The following is a 16,696-nucleotide window of genomic DNA, read 5'->3' as shown; positions in this document are numbered from 1 at the left end:
ATCGCCGTTCATCGACGTTCCCGAGGCTGTTGACCATGACAAGGCTGAGCCGTCGCATATTCGTCCTCGGTGGACTGGTGACCGCCGGAGTCGCTGTGACACCCCTCCAGGGTGCCAGCGCAGCGGTGCCGTACCCCTTCAAACTCGGTGTGGCGTCCGGTGACCCGGCACCGGACAGCGTGGTCCTCTGGACCCGGCTGGCACCCTCCCCGCTCAACGCCGACGGGCAGGGAGGCATGGCCAACGCCGACGTGACGGTGGAGTGGCAGGTGTCCACCACCGACCGGTTCACCTCGCTGGTCGCCTCCGGCTCCGTGGTCGCCCGGTACGCCGACGCGCACTCCGTGCACGCCATCGCGGGTGGGCTCGCCGCCGACTCCGACTACTACTACCGGTTCCGGGCCCAGGGGCAGATCTCGCCGGTCGGGCGGACCCGGACCGCCCCGGCGCCCAGCTCCTTCGGCCGTGACCTGGTGATGGCCTTCGCCTCCTGCGCCCACTACGAGGCCGGTTACTACACCGCGTACCGGCGGATGGCCGAGGACAACCCCGGTCTGATCCTGCACCTCGGCGACTACATCTACGAGGGGGGCGTCGGCAGCTCCACCGTGCGGCAGCACGTCGGCACCGAGATCGTGTCGCTGGCCGACCACCGCCGTCGGTACGCGCTGTACAAGTCCGACCCGGACCTGCAGGCGGCCCACGCGGCGGCGCCCTGGCTTGTGGTGCCGGACGACCACGAGGTGGAGAACAACTACGCCAACATGGTCCGCAACGACAGCAGCCCCACGCTGACCGCAGCCCAGTGGACCGCCCGGCGCACCGCCGCGTACCGCGCCTACTACGAGAACATGCCGCTGCGGCCGGCGTCCGCCGCCAACGGCAACAGCATCCCGCTGTACCGGCGGGTCCGGTGGGGGCAACTCGCCACCTTCCACATGCTCGACACCCGGCAGTTCCGCGACGATCAGGCCTGCGGCGACGGCTGGAAGGTCTGCGCCGACGCCGACCTGGCCTCCCGGTCGCTGACCGGCGCCACCCAGGAGGCGTGGCTGCTCGACGGGCTGGCCCAGCGCTACGGCACCTGGGACATCCTCGGCCAGCAGGTCTTCTTCGCCCAGCAGCTCGACGCGAACGGGGCGGCGAGCATGGACGCGTGGGACGGCTACCGAGCCTCCCGCAGCCGCATCCAGGGCGGGTGGCAGCAGCGTGGGGTGCGCAACCCCCTGGTGCTCACCGGCGACGTGCACCGCTCGTGGGCCAACGATCTCAAGGCCGACTACGCCAACCCCTCCTCGGCGACGGTCGGCACCGAGCTGGTCTGCACCTCGATCAGCTCGACCGGCAACGGAAGCGGCAGCACCACGGTCCCGAACGCGGCGGCCAACCCGCACCTGAAGTTCTACTCGGACCGGCGCGGCTACGTCCGTACCACCATCACCCGCAGCCAGGTCCGCGCGGACTTCCGCGCGGTGAACACGGTGACCGAGCACGGCGCGGCGGCGTCCACGGTGCGCTCGTTCGTCATCCTCGACGGCCAGCCCGGCCTGCAGGCCGGGTAAGGGAGAGAGCCACCATGACCGCGATCACCGCACTGCTCACCGCGTCCCTGCTGATCCCGAACGTGGTTCAGGGCCCGACCGCCATGACCGCCGAGGCGGTCACCTGGACCACCGCGAACAGCGTCGCCACCGGCGACCAGGACCTGCCGTCCATCGCCATGAACCGCAACGGCCACGTCGCCGTGGTCTGGGAGGACGACCGGGACGGCACCGCACCGGAGGACGACACCCACAGCGAGATCTACCTGCGGCTGTTCCGCGACGGCACACCGGCGTACGAGCTGAAGCTCTCGACCGGGGGAACCAGCGGGGCCGCCTGGCGGCACCTCAGCCCCGACGTCGGGCTCGACGACCGGGGCAACGCCGTGGTGGTCTGGGCCGCCGACGGCGACGGCAACGGCGTCTACAACATCCAGTACCGGGTGGTGTCGCCAGCCGGCGCGGTGCTCGGCTCGGGGCAGGTCAACGCCAGCGACGCCGGGCAGCAGATCTGGCCGAAGGTCGCGGTCGACCCGGACGGCGCGCCCACCAACGCCGCCGCCGTCGGCTTCACAGTGGTCTGGGAGGACGTGCAGGGCACCGCACCCGCCACCGTCAAGGCCGCCGGCTTCACCGCCGCCACCACCAAGGCGTACGAGGTGACCGCCTCGCAGACGACGGGCACGCACCACCGTCCCGACGTTGCGGTGTCCGCCTCCGGCGAGGCGCTGGTGGTCTGGGACGAGGACGCCGACGCCAACGGCTCGTACAACATCGGGCTGACCCGGCTGGCCCGGTCCAACGGTGCCGTGGCGCTGTCGCGGCGGACGGCCAACGCGCAGAGCGGCGGGCAGCAGCAGCGGGCCTCGGTGGCGGCGAACTTCGCCGGTGACTTCACGGTCGGGTGGGAATCCGACCACACCGGCACCCGGGGTGTCTGGGCCCGATCGTTCACCGCCGCGGGCACGGCCCGGCACGACGAGGTTCCGGTCTCCACCGGAACCGGTGCCATCGCTGCGGGGGTCGGCATCGACGACCAGGACAACGTCGTGGTGGGCTGGACGGTGTCCGGCGCCAACCCGGACGTCTGGGCACGTGGCCTCAACCCGGACGGCACGTCCACCGGCCGGCTGGCGGCCCAGGCGTTGAGCCAGACCACGACGGGTCGCCAGGAGCACTTCGCCGTCGCCGCGTCCCCGTGGGGCGAGGTGAGCGTCTGCTACACCGACGACAACGACGGCAACACCTTCGACCAGGTGCTCCTCGGCCTGGGTACGACGAACTCCACCTGGCTGATGTCCGCCGACGAGCTGCGCCGTCTGAAGGCGCGGGGCACCCCGACCCGCTGAGCCGAGCGTGATCCACTCGGGTTCGGCAAAGTCGCGGTGTCCCCGGCAGCGGGACACCGCGACTTCGGCAAAACCGAGTCGATTACGCCGCTCGATACGGGTTCAGTTGGCCCGGGTCAGCCGCTCGTAGAGCACCAGGGCGGCGAGGTAGGCCGCCAACAGGCCCAGGGCGGCCAGCGCGGGCAGGATCCGGGCCACCGGCAGTAGCAGGAGGACGACGCCGATCGCGACGAGCTGACCCGGCGAGCCGCCGACGGTCAGCCGGAGGAACAGCAGACGGCCGGCGAGGTAGAGCGCGGTCCCGCCGTAGAGCACGGCCATCGCCGTCCACCCCATCGGCTCGCCGGCCGGGTGCCGAGATTGATCCGTCAGGCTCGCGAGGATCAGGTGGATGCCCAGGGCGAAGTAGACGACTCCGGCGACCAGCGGTAGGTGCGCCAGCGTGTACGCGTCCGACGCCATCTGCTGACGACGGCGGGTGTGCGGCGAGGCCGAGGTCAGAACCTTGGCGGCGGCGGGGGCGGCGTTCACGAAGTAGAGCCACCAGAGGCACACTGTCGCGGCGAAGCCGAAGATCGCGGCCAGCAGCACCGGCCAGGCGATCATGGCCAGGCCCGCGCCGGCTCCGGCCGACAGCAGGGACTCACCGAGCACGATGATCAGCACCAGGCCGTGGCGTTCGGCGAAGTGGGCGCCGCTGCGGACCTCCCCGAAGCTGGCGGCGGTGGCGATCCGGCCGCCTCCGTAGTCGACGAGGAACGCCACGGTCCACAGCACGGTCTGCGCGTTCCCGCCGAGGATGGCGCCCACCAGGAGCGGGACCCAGGCGAGTGTGGTGGACGCGGCGAAGCGCAGCGTCTGCCGGCGGTATCGCGGGTTGCTGGACGTGGAGTAGGCCTCAAGGGCGAGGTGCAGCCCGCGGACCACGATGTAAGCGCCGGCCAGGGTGAGCGGCGGGCTCAGTGCGCCGTCGTGGCGCTGCCACGCCTCGGGGATCACCAGCGCGGCCACGAAGATGGCGGCCATCGCCGCGAGCATCCCGGCCAGCACGGGGCCGTTGTCCGCGCGGACCTGATTGCCCAGCCAGGTGTAGCAGGTCCACGCGTACCAGAACCAGAGCAGGAGCAGCAGCCCCTGGTAGAGGGTGAGCGGCCCCAGCGACCCCGCCATGAAACCGATGAGCCGGGTCAGCGCGAAGACCAGGACCAGGTCGAAGAAGATCTCGAAGGTGGTGGCCCGGTGCGCCTCCTCGACCAGCACCGGCCGGGCCCGGTGGACGCGGCTCATCCGCTCATCCTGGTACGCGCCGCCCCTGGTCCGTGGGCCAACGGCCAGCTCCGACGGGATCAGGCGAAGAGCAGGTCGAGGTGGGCGTCCAGTGCCCCCAGCGCCTGTTCGGCGGTGTACTGCCCGCCCAGCAGGTAGACACCGAGCCCTTCCATCAGCGCCAGCAGGCCGGCCGCGGCGGCGACGCCGTGCCGGTCGGGCAGGACGCTGGCGATGAACCCGGTGAACTGCGCGGTGTCCTCGTGCAGGCTGGGCGCGGCCGACGGTCGCACCGCCGTGTAGGCGAGGAACGCGAGCGCCACCCGCCCGTTGTCGCGGGTGCCTTCGTCGAGCGGCAGCAGCGCGGCGAGCATTGTCCGCAGCAGCAGTCGAGGCGACGGGGTCTCGCCCAGCTGTGCCACCGCCTCGGTGACCCGGCTCTGGCTGCGCTCCCGCACCACACTCAACGCGAAGGCCATCATCTCGTCCTTGGTCCGGAAGTAGTGCTGGACCATCCCCGCCGAGACCCCGGCCTCGGCGGCCACGTGTCGAAGGCTGACAGCCTCCAGGCCCTGATCCGCGGCGACCCGCATCAGCGCGTTCGCGATGAGGGTGCGTCGCTCCTGGTGATCGACCTTCTTGGGCATGGCCTCGATCGTTTCACAGTGGGTGGCCCGGAGACTCCGCCAGCGCGGTGGTCACCGGCTGACGGTGTGGCTCACCGGAGTGCCCCGCGCGCTGCGCAGCAGGCCGTCCGGGTCGTCGGCGTACAGTCGCAGCTCGTTCACCGGCGTGGACCCGGCCTTCGGCAGGTCGAAGGTCAGCGGCCGGCGCAGCAGAACGTCGATGCTGGTCTGGCTGCCGACCGAGATGGACACCACCCGCCGGTCGCCCTCCTGCTCGACCTGCACGGATTTGCTCGACGGTAGCGTTCGGTAGCGCTTGCGCAGCGCCTCGACGTCCGTCCACGGGATCCAGATGTCGATGCCCGAGCTGAGCCGCACCCGCAGGCCCCGGTCGCCCACGACGTGGGGGTGGATCGTCATGCTGGCGAACAGGCCGATCATCCAGAGCAGACCCCAGATGCCGAGGCCCAGCACGATCCAGCGGGCGGGCCGCCACGGCACCACGTGGGTGACCACCACGTCGAAGATCGGGATCTCCACGACCGACAGGCCGATGAAGATGCCCAGGATCGGCTTGACCACGCCGAGGTAGCCGAACGGCTCGTCGCCGGGCCCCAGCGCCAGTGGACGACGTCGCGCCCACACGTACAGGCTGCGCCACGTCGCGGCCTCGGCCTCGGCCGCCCGACGCAGCAGCGGGCCCACCCGCGCCCTGGTCGGTGTCCTCGTGTCGGTCATGGTCGTCCTACTCGCTCGGGGGTCGACGGGTCAGTGCGGCGTGACGGTTCCGGCGCCGCCGTCCACTGTGACGAGCTGCCCGGTGGTGATGGTCCGGGTGGCGTCCGGCACGCAGATGACGGCGGGAATGCCGTACTCACGGGCCACTGTCGGGCCGTGCGCCATGATCGCGCCGGTCTCGGTGACCAGCGCCGCCGCGGTGAGGAACAGCGGGGTCCAGCCGGGGTCCGTGGTCGCGGCCACCAGGACCTCGCCGGGCTCGACGTGGGCGGTGCCCGGATCGTGCACGACCCGGGCGGGGCCGGTCACCCGGCCCGCCGACGCGCCCACTCCGGCGAGCGTCCCGTCGCCGGTCGATGCCGCCGGCAGGACGGTCTCGACATCCGTACCGTCGGAGAGCAGTGCCACCGGCACGGTCCGACGCCGCAGCTCCCGGCGGTGCACCGCCCGCCGGGCGGTGACGGTGCCGCGCAGATCAACACCCTGGTGTACGGCGGTGTGCACCTCGTCGAGGTTCAGGAACATGATGTCGTCGGGCTGGTCCAGCAACCCGTGGGCGTGCAGGTCGGCGCCGATGAGCAGCAGTTGACGACGGGTCTCGCGCAGTGGGTACAGCCCGGCGAACTTGCCGGCCTCGCGCAGGCCGGCCAACGACCGCGCGCGGCGCAACAGGAAACCGGCGAGCCGGCCCCGCACCGGCCGTCGACGGCGAGCTCGGGCGGCCAACTCCTCCAGCGCTGTCTCCGCCGCTGAGGCGGCCCGCTGGAAGCGCTGGTCGGGGCCCTGTTGCGGATCGGTCACCCGCAGGTAGTTGGCGACCGCGGCGAAGACCGGCGTGGGGTCCTCCGCCCAACGCGGCACCCCGAGGTCGACTTCGGCGACGCCCCGGTGTCCGTAGACGTCCAGGAAGGCCGCCATGCCGATGTCGGGCAGCGTGCCGTGCAGGTGGCGTGCCGCCAACTCGGCCGGCGGGGTGTCGAGGAGAAGCTGGCGGTGGTCGCCCACGCCCTGGGCGAGCCGCCACAGGGCCAGGTCCATCTCGATGGTGACGTTGTGCGGCATGCCGCCCAGCACGGTGTGGATCTCGTCCGGGCCGGCGACGCCCTTGAGCAGCGCGGTCGGCAGGGCGGCGGCGAGCATCCCGGCGACGATCGGCCACATGATCGCGTCGGCGGTGTCATCGGCGTCGGCGTCCTGCGCCTGCACGAAGCGCAGCCGGTCACCGGTGGTGCGCAGGTCGGCGGGGGCGGCTGAGCTCACCCTCAGCTGCTCGACCGCCTCGAACATCCGGGTCCGCGCGGCCTCGGGACGGGCCAGCGCCCGCAGGATCCCCGCCACCGCGCGACGGGCCGTCCGCAGCGACGCGGCTCCCGATGCCCCACCGCGCCGGTCGCCGCCGCTGGTCGGGGCGAACCGGGGATCCGCCAGCACGTGCTGCATCACCGCCTGGGCGCGCGGCCCGAAGTCGACAGCCAGGAGCTTCACCAGGCGCTTGCGGGACGACCGGTCGCGGGCGAGGTCGGTCAGGTCGCCGTAGAGGCGACCGCCGATGTCGACGATCTCGACACGTACCCCGAGCGCGGCGAGCATCGCGGCGATCTGCCTGCGCAGTGTCGACATGCCCATCGGGGTGACCGGTTGCAACATGCCCTGGACGTGCCCGAACTCCAGGTAGACGCGGGGGAGGGGCTTCTCGCTGGACGGTGGGGCGGGGAACAGGCTGGTGATCGGCCGGGACTGGAGGAGCCACAGCACGTCCTCCGCGTCGATCGCCCACTCGACATCCTGTGGGCAGCCGAAGTGGCCCTGCAACCGCTCGCCGGTGGCGCGGAGGCGGGCCAGTTGCGGGGACGTCAGGCATCCGCCCTCGGTGCGCGTGACGTCGTCGAGAACGTAGTGGTCGACGGCGGCTGCGCCGTCCACCACCGTGGTGCCGAGGCCGGCAGCGGCGTCGACGGCCATCTCGTCGCGGCGCCCGGTCAGCGGGTTCGCGGTGAACAGCACTCCCGCCACAGTGGGTGTGACCATGCGCTGCACGACGACGGCCATCCGCACTGTCTGGGAATCGATGCCGCGGGCGTCGCGGTAGGCGGTCGCCCGGTCGCCGTGCAGCGAAGCCCAGCATTTCTCGATGGCGGCGATCAGCTCGTCGGTGCCGGTGACGTCGAGGACGGTGTCCTGCTGCCCGGCGAAGCTCGCGTCCGGGAGGTCCTCGGCGGTCGCGCTGGAGCGCACCGCCACCGGGCCCGCGCCGAGCCGCTGGTACGCGGCGACGACCTCGGCGGTGGGGACGACGCCGAGCCGGTGTGCCTCGGTGGTGACGCAGAAGCCGTCGGGGACCTGCTCGCCGTGCCGGATCAGCTCGCCCAGCCCGGCCGCCTTGCCGCCGACCAGGGCGGTCATGGCAGCGGTCACCTCGGACAATGCGATCACGTGCATGGGAGCCCACTCTCGTTGCAATACAACTGCATTGCATCTGACGGTATCTCGTTTGCGATTCGAGTGCAATGTCAAGGCTGTGGGGGTGCCACCTCGGAGCCGGGAGGTTGCCCGGATCTGCCATGCTCGGCCCGGTGACGACCGGTCGCCCCACCAGATCCCGCTCCCACCGCCGCCCTCGAAGCCGTGTCATCCGCATCCTGCTCGCGCTCGTCGCGGTGGCGGCCCTCGTGGGTGTCGCGGTGGTCGCGGTGCCGATGCTGCGACCGGCCGGTCCGCGCCCGCTCTTCCAGATGCCGGTGAGCTGCGGCGAGACGTGGCAGCTCAGCACCTACCCCGGTCACGACGACTACGACGTCGACTTCTTCCCGGTCGAGGGCGAGACGTGGGGGCGGCCGGTGCTCGCGTCGTACGCCGGCACTGTCACAGTTGCCGGCATCAACGGCTCGCTGGGCGGCCGCAACCCGGAGAACCCCGAGGGCCCGCGCGGGCGTGGCGGCGGTTACTGGGTGAAGATCGACCACGGCGGCAAGTGGGAGACGCAGTACCTGCACATGCTCGAACCACCACTGGTCACCGTCGGCCAGAAGGTGGCCCAGGGTGACCAGATCGGACGGCTCGGCAGCACCGGCAACTCCGGCGCGCCGCACCTGCACTACGAGCAGCGCAAGGGCTGGGACAAGGTCGAGACCCACTTCGACGGCGCGCCGTCGGGCATCACCACAGACGAACGCGAACAGATCCTCCGGCGGGTGAGCAACAACTGCCCGGCCGTCTCCTGAGGAATCCGGTTTGCCCCGCACGGCTCGGGGCACTGATTCTCCAGACAGTTCCGACGCAGGGAGGAGCCGGCCATGGCCAAGGGTGACGTCGACACGTACCACGAGGACGGGCAGTGGAAGAACAAGCCGGAGGGCCACGAGCGGGCCACCAGCACGCATGACGTGAAGGCCGACGCGCAGGCCCAGGGCCGCGAGATGGCGGCCGACCGCGGCGTCGAGCACGTGATCAAGAAGCAGGACGGCACGATCGGGGAGAAGAACACCTACCCCCGCAGCCGTGACCCCCGCGACATCGAGGGCTGACAGCTCCCAGCCCCGGCGCACCGACCTCCTCGGCCATGCCGAGGAGGTCGGTGCGCTTCTGGGGGCCGAGTCCCAGGCCGGCTTTATCCCCGTACGAGAAATATGGGTGTTTTTGGGGGGATATAGTCCAGCTCGGGACTGGAGTGAAAGCTGGGAGTGGGCATGTCGTTTCGGGGCCGGCGTCGTCCGAGCAGCATCGCAACGCTGGCGGTAGCCGTGACCGTGGGAGTTCTCGCGGTCGCGCCCCTCCCGGCGTGGGCGGCCGGTTCCGTCCTGTTCGACCAACCCTTCCACAACAACACACCGAACGGCATCGGCGCTGTGGCGGTACCCGCGGTGCCCGGCCTCCTCGCCACGAACGCCGCCTGCCTGAGCGCGGCCGGCAACTCCACAATCGGCCCGCTGCTCAGTTGCACCACCTCCACCGACCCGCAGGGCGCCGGCAAACTTCGCCTCACCCCCGCCACCATCAACCGGCAGGGCGGGGTGTTCGGCGCGGTGAGCGTGCCCACCTCGCAGGGCCTGCACCTCACCTTCAACACCTACCAGTACGGCGGCAACAACCCAGGGGCGGACGGCCTCGCCTTCGTCCTGGCCGCCGTCGACCCGGCCAACCCGAGACCCCCCGCCACCCTCGGCCAGCCGGGCGGCTCGCTGGGCTACTCGGCGGCGTTCAACGGAGTGTCGGCAGGCCTCTCCAACGGCTACCTCGGCATTGGGCTGGACGTCTTCGGCAACTTCAGCAACAGCACCTACCAGGGCACCGGCTGCACCAACCCGCCGTACATCTCGACCACCAACGGTCGGGTGCCGGGCCAGGTCGTGATCCGCGGGCCAGGCCGCAACGCGGTCGGCTACTGCGCGATCAACAGCACCGCCACCAACACCTCGTCGCCGGCACTGGCATTGCGTGCCGCCACCCGTGCCGCCTCGGTGGTGCCGGTCGAGGTAGTCGCCAACACCACCTCGTCGCCGTTCACCACCGACACCGGCATCACCGTTCCGGCCGGGGAGTACCGGGTCAGGTTCACCCCGGTCGGCGGGGCCGCCCGGACCCTGTCAGGCGCGCTTCCGGTCGTGGCGCCCAGCCTGTACCCGTCACCGACCTGGCTGAACGCCAGCGGCTACCCACGGCAACTCGCCTTCGGCTGGGTGGGCTCGACCGGCTCGGTCACCGACTTCCACGAGGTCGACAACGCCCAAGCGGTCAGCTTCAACCCGGTGCCCGACCTGAACGTGTCACAGACCAGCTCCGTCGGCGCCTCCCCGCAGCCCGGTGACCCGGTCACCTACTCGATCACCGCCGGGGTCGACGCCGGCGCCACCGAGACCTCGCCGATCTCGGTCACCCAGACCGTCCCCGCCGGTGTCGTCCCCCGCGCCGCGTACGGCTCCGGCTGGGTCTGCGCCGCACCGTCCGGCCAGACCGTCACCTGCACCAACAGCAACGGCCCGTTCGCCGGCGGCACCTCCCTGCCGCCCATCACCGTCGTCGCGACAGTCACCGGCACCGGTGTTACACCGGCGCAGATCCAGACCACTACAGTCGCCACCTCGTCGTCGATCGACGCCAACCCCGGTCTCGCCACCGGCACCACACCTGTCGCGCCGGCCACCGCGCCCAGCGGCATCACCGTCACCCCGGCCCAGAGCTCGGTCTCCGGGGGCGTCCCGGTCACCGTGGGCGGCAGCAACCTCACCGGCGCCACCGCGATCACCATCGGTACGGCCGCCGAACAGCAGGCCGGCACGTCGGTGCTGCTGGTGCCGTGCACCTCCGGCCCGGCCGCCGGCTGCTTCACAGTGAACCCCAACGGCACCCTCGCCATCTCCTCCATGCCCGCCCGGTCCGGCCCGACGACGGTCACGGTCAGCGTCGTCACCCGAGGCTCGGCCGGGTCGGCGAACTTCGTCTACGCCTCCACGCCGGGCACGCCCACCACCCCCACTGCGGTCGCGGGCGTCACCAGCGCCACAGTGAGCTGGACCGCGCCGGACAACAACGGCAGCCCGATCACCAGCTACCTGATCACCCCGATCCGCGACGGCGTCACCCAACCGACAGTGACCTTCGACGCCTCCACCACCAGCCGCACCCTGACCGGGCTCACCGCAGGCTCGTCGTACGCCTTCCGCGTGGCGGCGGTCAACGCGTTCGGCACCGGGGCGGCCAGCCCACCCTCGGCAGCCGTGGTCCCGTACACACTGCCGGGAGCGCCGACGAACACCTCGGCCACCGCCGGCACCAACGCCGCCAGGGTGAGCTGGACGGCCCCGGCCAACGGGGGGTCGCCGATCACCGGTTACACGGTGACGCCGTACCTCAACGGGGTGGCGCAGACACCCCGGGTCTTCAGCGGAACCGCCACGACCCAGATCGTCACGGGGCTGACCGCCGGTGCCACGTACACCTTCCGGGTGGCCGCGACGAACGCTGGCGGGACCGGCCCGCAGTCGGCCCCCTCCGGGCCGGTGACGGTCAACGCGCCACCGACGCTGACCTTCCCACCGCCCCCACCCGGCAAGGCCTACGAGCCGTACCAGTACCAGCTCACGGTGACCGGCGGCACCGGCCCGTTCACCTGGTCGGTCAGCGCCGGGAACCTGCCCGCCGGGCTGACCCTCGACCCGGTCACGGGCCTGCTCTCCGGCACGCCCACAGTGTCCGGGACGTTCCCGTTCACCGTCCGGGTGACCGACTCGTACGACCAGTCCGCGACCCGACCGGTCGACCTGGTCATCACCCCGCTCGGTGGACTCTCCATCAGCGTCCCGGCGATCACGGCGCTCGGCACCGTCACCTCGGGTACCACCGGCGTCTCGGGCCACCTCGGCCCGGTGACCGTCACCGACGACCGTGGCCCGTTCTCCGGCAACTGGGTCAGCGTCGTCTCCAGCACGAGCTTCACCACCGGCTCCGGCTCGGGGGGCGAGACGATCCCCAACAGCAACATCACGTACGCCTCGGGGCCCGCCCTCGCCAGCACCGGGGTCGGATCGTTCGTCCCGCAGCCCGGGGCGGTGCTGAACACCCCGCGGGTGGCCGCGGGATGGTCCGGCCAGGCGGGAGGCCCGAACTCCGCCACCTGGAACCCCACGCTGTTCGTGACCCTCCCGTCCGGGGTGGTGGTCGGCAACTACGTGTCGGTCGTGACGCACTCCGTCATCTAGCCCCCGCCCGCGCCCCGCGCCCCAGCCCCAGCCCCGTCGATCATGGAGTTGTGGCGGGTGGCGAATCGGTCTTGTCGCTCTCAAGTCGGGCACCACAAGTCCATGATCGACTCGCGGAACGATGCTGCCCGGCCGTTCCGGGGGAACGGCCGGGCAGATGGGGTGGGACGGTGGGTGGGTGGTCAGGCCCACTGGGCCTGGCGTCGGCGGACGAGGTACCAGCCACCAAGGGTGACCAGCACCAGCAGGGCGATGCCGCCGACCGTGTAGACCAGCCAACTCGGCCCGCTGGACGTCGCGACAGTCATCGGCGCCGCGACGGGTAGGACGATCTTCCCGGTCGCGGTGCGTTCCACGGTGCCGCTGGCGAGCTTCGCGTGCACGTCCCAGGTTCCGGCGGGCAGGGCCTGATTGACCTCGATCCGGACCTGACCGCTCTGGCCGGGCAGGATCGTCACGCCGTTGGTCACCTTGAACGGACCGGCCTGGACCGCCGCCTTGGTCAGCGACAGGGTGCCGGTCATGTCCAGCGCACGTTCGCCGGTATTGGTGACCTTCGCGGTGACCACGGGGAACTCACCGGTGCCCGGCTCGGCGGCCAACCCTTCGATCCGGAAGTCCGTTGGCGGCTCACCACCGGGACCGATGTCGAGGTAGACCCGGATGCCCACCCGGTGGATCTGGGTGACGTTGCCGGTGCGCTCCTTCGTGCTGGTGACCTGCGCCCAGATCGCGGCGTACCGCTCGCCCTTCGACGCCTTTTTCGGCACGGCGACCTCGACCTCGACCGGTCGGCGCTCGCCCGGGTCCAGCCGCATCGTGGCGGTCTTCAGCCGTATCCACCCGCTCAGTTCGTTACCCGTACGCCCCTCGGGCACGGTGAAGGCGTTGTTCTCGACCGAAGCGGCTCCGGAATAGAACTCGATCTTCTGCACCTCGGCGGAGGTGTTCTGCACCTCGACCCGGCGGTTGATCGTCGTGCCGGGTTTCAGGTGATCCACGATGTAGACCTGGGCCCTCGGGTCCTGTACCCGACTGGCCGGGATGTCCAGCACCCGGATGCTGATCGCGGCTTCCTCGGCCGGGTCCTGTCGCTGCTCCCGCACGGCAACGGCTGGTGCCGCCGAAACCCCGAGCGCCACGAGGGCGACCGAGGCCAGCAGCACCAGCCGGCCGAGCGGCTCAGAACACCGAATGTGTCACCGTCCCGGTGTAGACACCCTGGACGGTGCCGACGGGGATGTTCACCACCAGGGTGGGGTTCCAGGTGGCGAAGTTGTTGCCGGTGCCGCCGGTGTGGGTCATCGCCGTCCGGGGGACGTTGATGATCACCTGCTGGGCCGCGGTGGGTTGCCCCGGCGTGAAGGTGCCGGTGCCGGCGGTCGCCGTGGCGGGGCCGGACCAGTACTGAACGTTGATGTTCGGGATCGTCTCTCCGGAGGAGCCGCCACCGGTGGTGAAGTCGGTGGAGATGACGCTGGCGGTCCAGTTGGGGGTGAGTGATCCGCGCTGGTCCAGCACGGTGACCGGGCCGAGCAGACCGGTGACGGTCGAGCCCTCTATGCCGTGACCGATGTTGGCCGTCGCCGGCACGGTGATCGACAGGCCACCGGCGGCGTCGACCGTGAGGGTCACAATCGTGTCGCCCGTGGTGTCCGCGGCGGCCGGTCCGGCGAGCGCGACGACGGCGGCGACGCCGGCCAAGCCCGCGAGAATCTTTCTACGCATCGAGTCTCCTTTGTCCTAAAGAGCGCTGGGAAGCACTTAGAAGACTATCTACGCAAAACGCCCATACAGGCTGGAATAGCTCGAGCATCACCCGGTGGGCGTTCGATGGTCGTGCCGGAGGAGATCTCCTCCCTGGTTCGAGCACCAGCATGGATGGCCCGTTGCGCGTGCTGGACCCTCACGGCGGGCGCGCACGGCAAGGGCTCGGCGCCGTACCGGCCGCCGAGCCCTACGAGCGGATTCAGGCCGCGACCACGTACGGGAACGTGGCGGACCGCGCGGCCTTGGTGACCTCAGAGGTGAGGCCGGCAGTGGTGCCGGTGTTGAGGACCAGGGAGAACATCACCTCGGGCGCGTTGTCGGCGAGGGTTCGTCCGTTGCGGACCGCGAAGCCGAAGTTCGCTGCCGTGCCGACCTTGTACGACAGCAGGTCGGGGTAGAGCTGCCGGGCGACGCTCCAGCCGTACGCCTGCGGATCCGGTGCGGTGCCGTTCGCCTTGACCACCCCGGCGACCGCGTTCGCGATCTCCTCCCCGCCCTCGGCGAGGTCGTTGCCGGGGTGCCGGAAGTTGGCGGGGTCGGAGAAGTCGGTGTCGTGGGGCCAGAAGATCGGCCACATCATGGGGTGGCCGGCGCGGTTGATCTGGCGCCACCCGCCCGCGTCGGTGGCCAGCATGGTGCGGCACCACACGCCGATCTCGGTGCCGTCGCGCAGCAGCGGCTCGTCGTGGGAGACCTCGAGGACGATCGACTCGACAGTGGTGCCGGCGAAGCTGTTCTTGGCCTGGTCGACTTGCCACGCCGAGCGGTCCACCCGCGAACCGTTCTTGACCGCGCCGTTGATGGTGGCGAGTTCGTCGAGGTCGACGAAGAAGGGGTCGGCGATCCGGCCGGCCCAGATCCGGACGTTGCCGCCGGTCGTCACCTCGCCGGTTCGCCCCTCGGCGATGGGGGTGCCCATCGCGGCGTCGTCGCGGGCGTCCGCGCCGGTGAGCTCGTACAACTGGAGCGTCTGCCGGGCGTCGCCGTCCGGCTCGCCGAAGGCGAACCGGTAGGTCAGGTCCTCCGCCTCGGTGCCGTTGATGTGAATCTTGATCTCGTAACGCGCCTCGGCGTGGAAGCCGCGCTTGATGTCGGCCTTGGTCACCGAGCTGTTGACGTCCATGACGAACACGGTGGCGCGGTCACCGTTGAAGACGTACAGGTCGTCGATGTACAACTGGCCGCCCTGAGCGGCCAGGGGTGTATCGAGATGGTGCGACATGAGCTCACTCCCGGGACTGCCGGATTCAGGACTAATCCGAACATAGTGGTCATGAGCCTGGCCTCCCCGCCCATCGAGTCAATCCGGTTCGAGGAGGTGGGCGAAGGTCGCTACGGCGATGGGCCGCCCGAGTGACTCCTCGGACGGCCCCCGCCTTGGTGCTTTGGTGATCAGATGCGGGACCACTTCTGGTTGGCGGCGCCGAGGCAGTCCCACAGGTGCAGCTTGCCACCGTTGTTGGGGTTGGCCTCCCGTACGTCAACGCACTTGTTGGCGTTGAGGTTGACCAGGTCGCCGGCGCCGTTGAGGGTGAAGCGTTGCGCGGTGTTGCCGTTGCAACTGACCAGGTTGACCTCGGTGCCGTTGGCGGTGCCGGCCCAGGCCGGGTCCATGCACTTGCCCATCGCGCGGACGGTCCCGTCGGACGCGAAGGTCCAGCTCTGGGCCGCCGTGGTGTTGCAGTCCCAGATCTGGAGCTTTGCGCCCTCGACCGGGTCGGCGCCGGGGATGTCGATGCAGCGACCGCTCTGCGCACCCCTGATCCGGTTGGTGCCGGGAGTGGGGTCGCCCCCGCCACCCGAGGTGTAGCTGGACACCCGGACGTAGTCGACGAGCATCTGCTGCGGGAACTGGGTCGAGCCGTCGGGGTAGCCGGGCCAGTTACCGCCGACCGCAACGTTGAGGATCATGAAGAAGGGGTGGTCGAACACCCAGCGGCTGCCGCCGAGCCGAGCGGGATCGACCCGGTGGTACTGCACCCCGTCGACGTACCAGGTGATGACGTTCGGCTCCCAGTCCACCCGGTAGGTGTGGAAAGTGTCGGCGAGCGGTGCGCCGAGGGTGCGGCTGCCAGTGATGCCGCCGGCTCCGGAGTAGCCGGGCCCGTGCACGGTGCCGTAGACGGTGTTGGGCTCCCGGCCGATGTTCTCCATGACGTCGATCTCGCCGGCGTCGGGCCACCCGCCGCCGGTGCCGAGCATCCAGAAGGCCGGCCAGGTGCCCTGACCACGCGGGATCTTGATCCGGGCCTCGAACCGCCCGTACGTCTGGGTGAAGGTGGCCGCCGTCAGCAACCGCGCCGACGTGTACTCGCAGCGCCCGTAGTGGCACTGGTAGTTGGCGGGATTGTCCCGGCGGGCGGTGATGACCAGGTTGCCCTGGCCGTCGTGGACCGCGTTGCTGGTGCTGTTCGTGTAGTACTGCCGCTCGTTGTTGCCCCAGCCGCCACCGCCGGTGTCGAACCGCCACTTGTTCTGGTCGACGGGCGTGCCGGCGGGGGAGTTGAACTCGTCCTGCCAGCTGATGGGACCGATGGCGGCCTCGGCCCGGTCGGGGTGCGCCGGGACGACGAGCGCCGTCGCGGTCGCGACGAGGGTGGCCGCCAGGAGTACGAGCGGGCGGAAGCGGAGGCTGGGCCGGGCTGTGAACACGGGAGGCTCCTCAGCGTGGGGGTGATGGAGGCGGTTTACCAGGATAGAGAGCGCTCTCT

Annotated in this window: 13 protein-coding genes; 5 read left to right on the top strand and 8 right to left on the bottom strand. The window is 70.8% G+C overall.

Features of this window, described 5'->3' with window-relative positions:
* Positions 1-35 precede the first annotated feature (35 nt).
* Both ABZU43_RS13770 and ABZU43_RS13765 read left to right on the top strand, forming a co-directional pair.
* Positions 36-1,562, top strand: a complete 1,527-nt coding sequence (locus tag ABZU43_RS13770; protein WP_355006866.1) for an alkaline phosphatase D family protein — start codon at positions 36-38, stop codon at positions 1,560-1,562.
* A gap of 14 nt (positions 1,563-1,576) precedes the next feature.
* A complete protein-coding gene (locus ABZU43_RS13765; RefSeq protein ID WP_355006865.1) occupies positions 1,577-2,890 on the top strand; it encodes a hypothetical protein in 1,314 nt (437 codons plus the stop codon).
* Between the two features lie 102 nt (positions 2,891-2,992).
* On the opposite strand, the gene ABZU43_RS13760 is transcribed toward ABZU43_RS13765, so the two are convergent.
* From ABZU43_RS13760 to ABZU43_RS13745, 4 genes are read right to left on the bottom strand one after another with little or no spacing between them, the layout of a single operon-like run.
* On the bottom strand, positions 2,993-4,177 hold the full coding sequence (locus ABZU43_RS13760) for a low temperature requirement protein A (RefSeq protein WP_355006864.1): 1,185 nt from the start codon (positions 4,175-4,177) through the stop codon (positions 2,993-2,995).
* Positions 4,178-4,236: 59 nt separating this feature from the next.
* Positions 4,237-4,803 carry a TetR family transcriptional regulator C-terminal domain-containing protein gene (locus ABZU43_RS13755; protein ID WP_355006863.1) on the bottom strand — a complete coding sequence of 189 codons (567 nt, stop codon included), beginning with the start codon at positions 4,801-4,803 and terminating at the stop codon, positions 4,237-4,239.
* 51 nt (positions 4,804-4,854) lie between these two features.
* Positions 4,855-5,520 (bottom strand): hypothetical protein, encoded by a 666-nt coding sequence (locus ABZU43_RS13750; RefSeq protein ID WP_355006862.1) that lies wholly within the window; start codon positions 5,518-5,520, stop codon positions 4,855-4,857.
* 30 nt (positions 5,521-5,550) lie between these two features.
* Complete coding sequence (locus ABZU43_RS13745; RefSeq protein ID WP_355006861.1) at positions 5,551-7,959, bottom strand: PEP/pyruvate-binding domain-containing protein; 2,409 nt, start codon at positions 7,957-7,959, stop codon at positions 5,551-5,553.
* A 122-nt stretch (positions 7,960-8,081) separates the two neighbouring features.
* Between ABZU43_RS13745 and ABZU43_RS13740 the strand changes: the two genes are divergently transcribed.
* From ABZU43_RS13740 to ABZU43_RS13730, 3 genes are all read left to right on the top strand, one after another.
* Positions 8,082-8,741 carry a M23 family metallopeptidase gene (locus tag ABZU43_RS13740; protein WP_355006860.1) on the top strand — a complete coding sequence of 220 codons (660 nt, stop codon included), beginning with the start codon at positions 8,082-8,084 and terminating at the stop codon, positions 8,739-8,741.
* 72 nt (positions 8,742-8,813) lie between these two features.
* On the top strand, positions 8,814-9,044 hold the full coding sequence (locus tag ABZU43_RS13735; RefSeq protein WP_354942245.1) for a DUF2188 domain-containing protein: 231 nt from the start codon (positions 8,814-8,816) through the stop codon (positions 9,042-9,044).
* 162 nt (positions 9,045-9,206) lie between these two features.
* Positions 9,207-12,215 (top strand): fibronectin type III domain-containing protein, encoded by a 3,009-nt coding sequence (locus ABZU43_RS13730; RefSeq protein ID WP_355006859.1) that lies wholly within the window; start codon positions 9,207-9,209, stop codon positions 12,213-12,215.
* A 182-nt stretch (positions 12,216-12,397) separates the two neighbouring features.
* On the opposite strand, the gene ABZU43_RS13725 is transcribed toward ABZU43_RS13730, so the two are convergent.
* The 4 genes from ABZU43_RS13725 to ABZU43_RS13710 form a co-directional block, all read right to left on the bottom strand.
* On the bottom strand, positions 12,398-13,321 hold the full coding sequence (locus ABZU43_RS13725) for a hypothetical protein (protein WP_355006858.1): 924 nt from the start codon (positions 13,319-13,321) through the stop codon (positions 12,398-12,400).
* 76 nt (positions 13,322-13,397) lie between these two features.
* Positions 13,398-13,943, bottom strand: coding sequence for a hypothetical protein (locus ABZU43_RS13720; protein ID WP_355006857.1), 546 nt, complete (start codon positions 13,941-13,943; stop codon positions 13,398-13,400).
* A 241-nt stretch (positions 13,944-14,184) separates the two neighbouring features.
* Positions 14,185-15,207 carry a DUF4331 family protein gene (locus ABZU43_RS13715; protein ID WP_355006856.1) on the bottom strand — a complete coding sequence of 341 codons (1,023 nt, stop codon included), beginning with the start codon at positions 15,205-15,207 and terminating at the stop codon, positions 14,185-14,187.
* 170 nt (positions 15,208-15,377) lie between these two features.
* On the bottom strand, positions 15,378-16,637 hold the full coding sequence (locus ABZU43_RS13710; RefSeq protein WP_355006855.1) for a family 16 glycosylhydrolase: 1,260 nt from the start codon (positions 16,635-16,637) through the stop codon (positions 15,378-15,380).
* Positions 16,638-16,696 lie beyond the last annotated feature (59 nt).

It is taken from the genome of Micromonospora sp. NPDC005205 (assembly GCF_040608275.1).
Lineage (GTDB): Bacteria > Actinomycetota > Actinomycetes > Mycobacteriales > Micromonosporaceae > Micromonospora.
The sequence above is the reverse complement of the archived record's forward strand: the minus strand, read 5'-3'. Positions and strand labels throughout refer to the sequence as shown.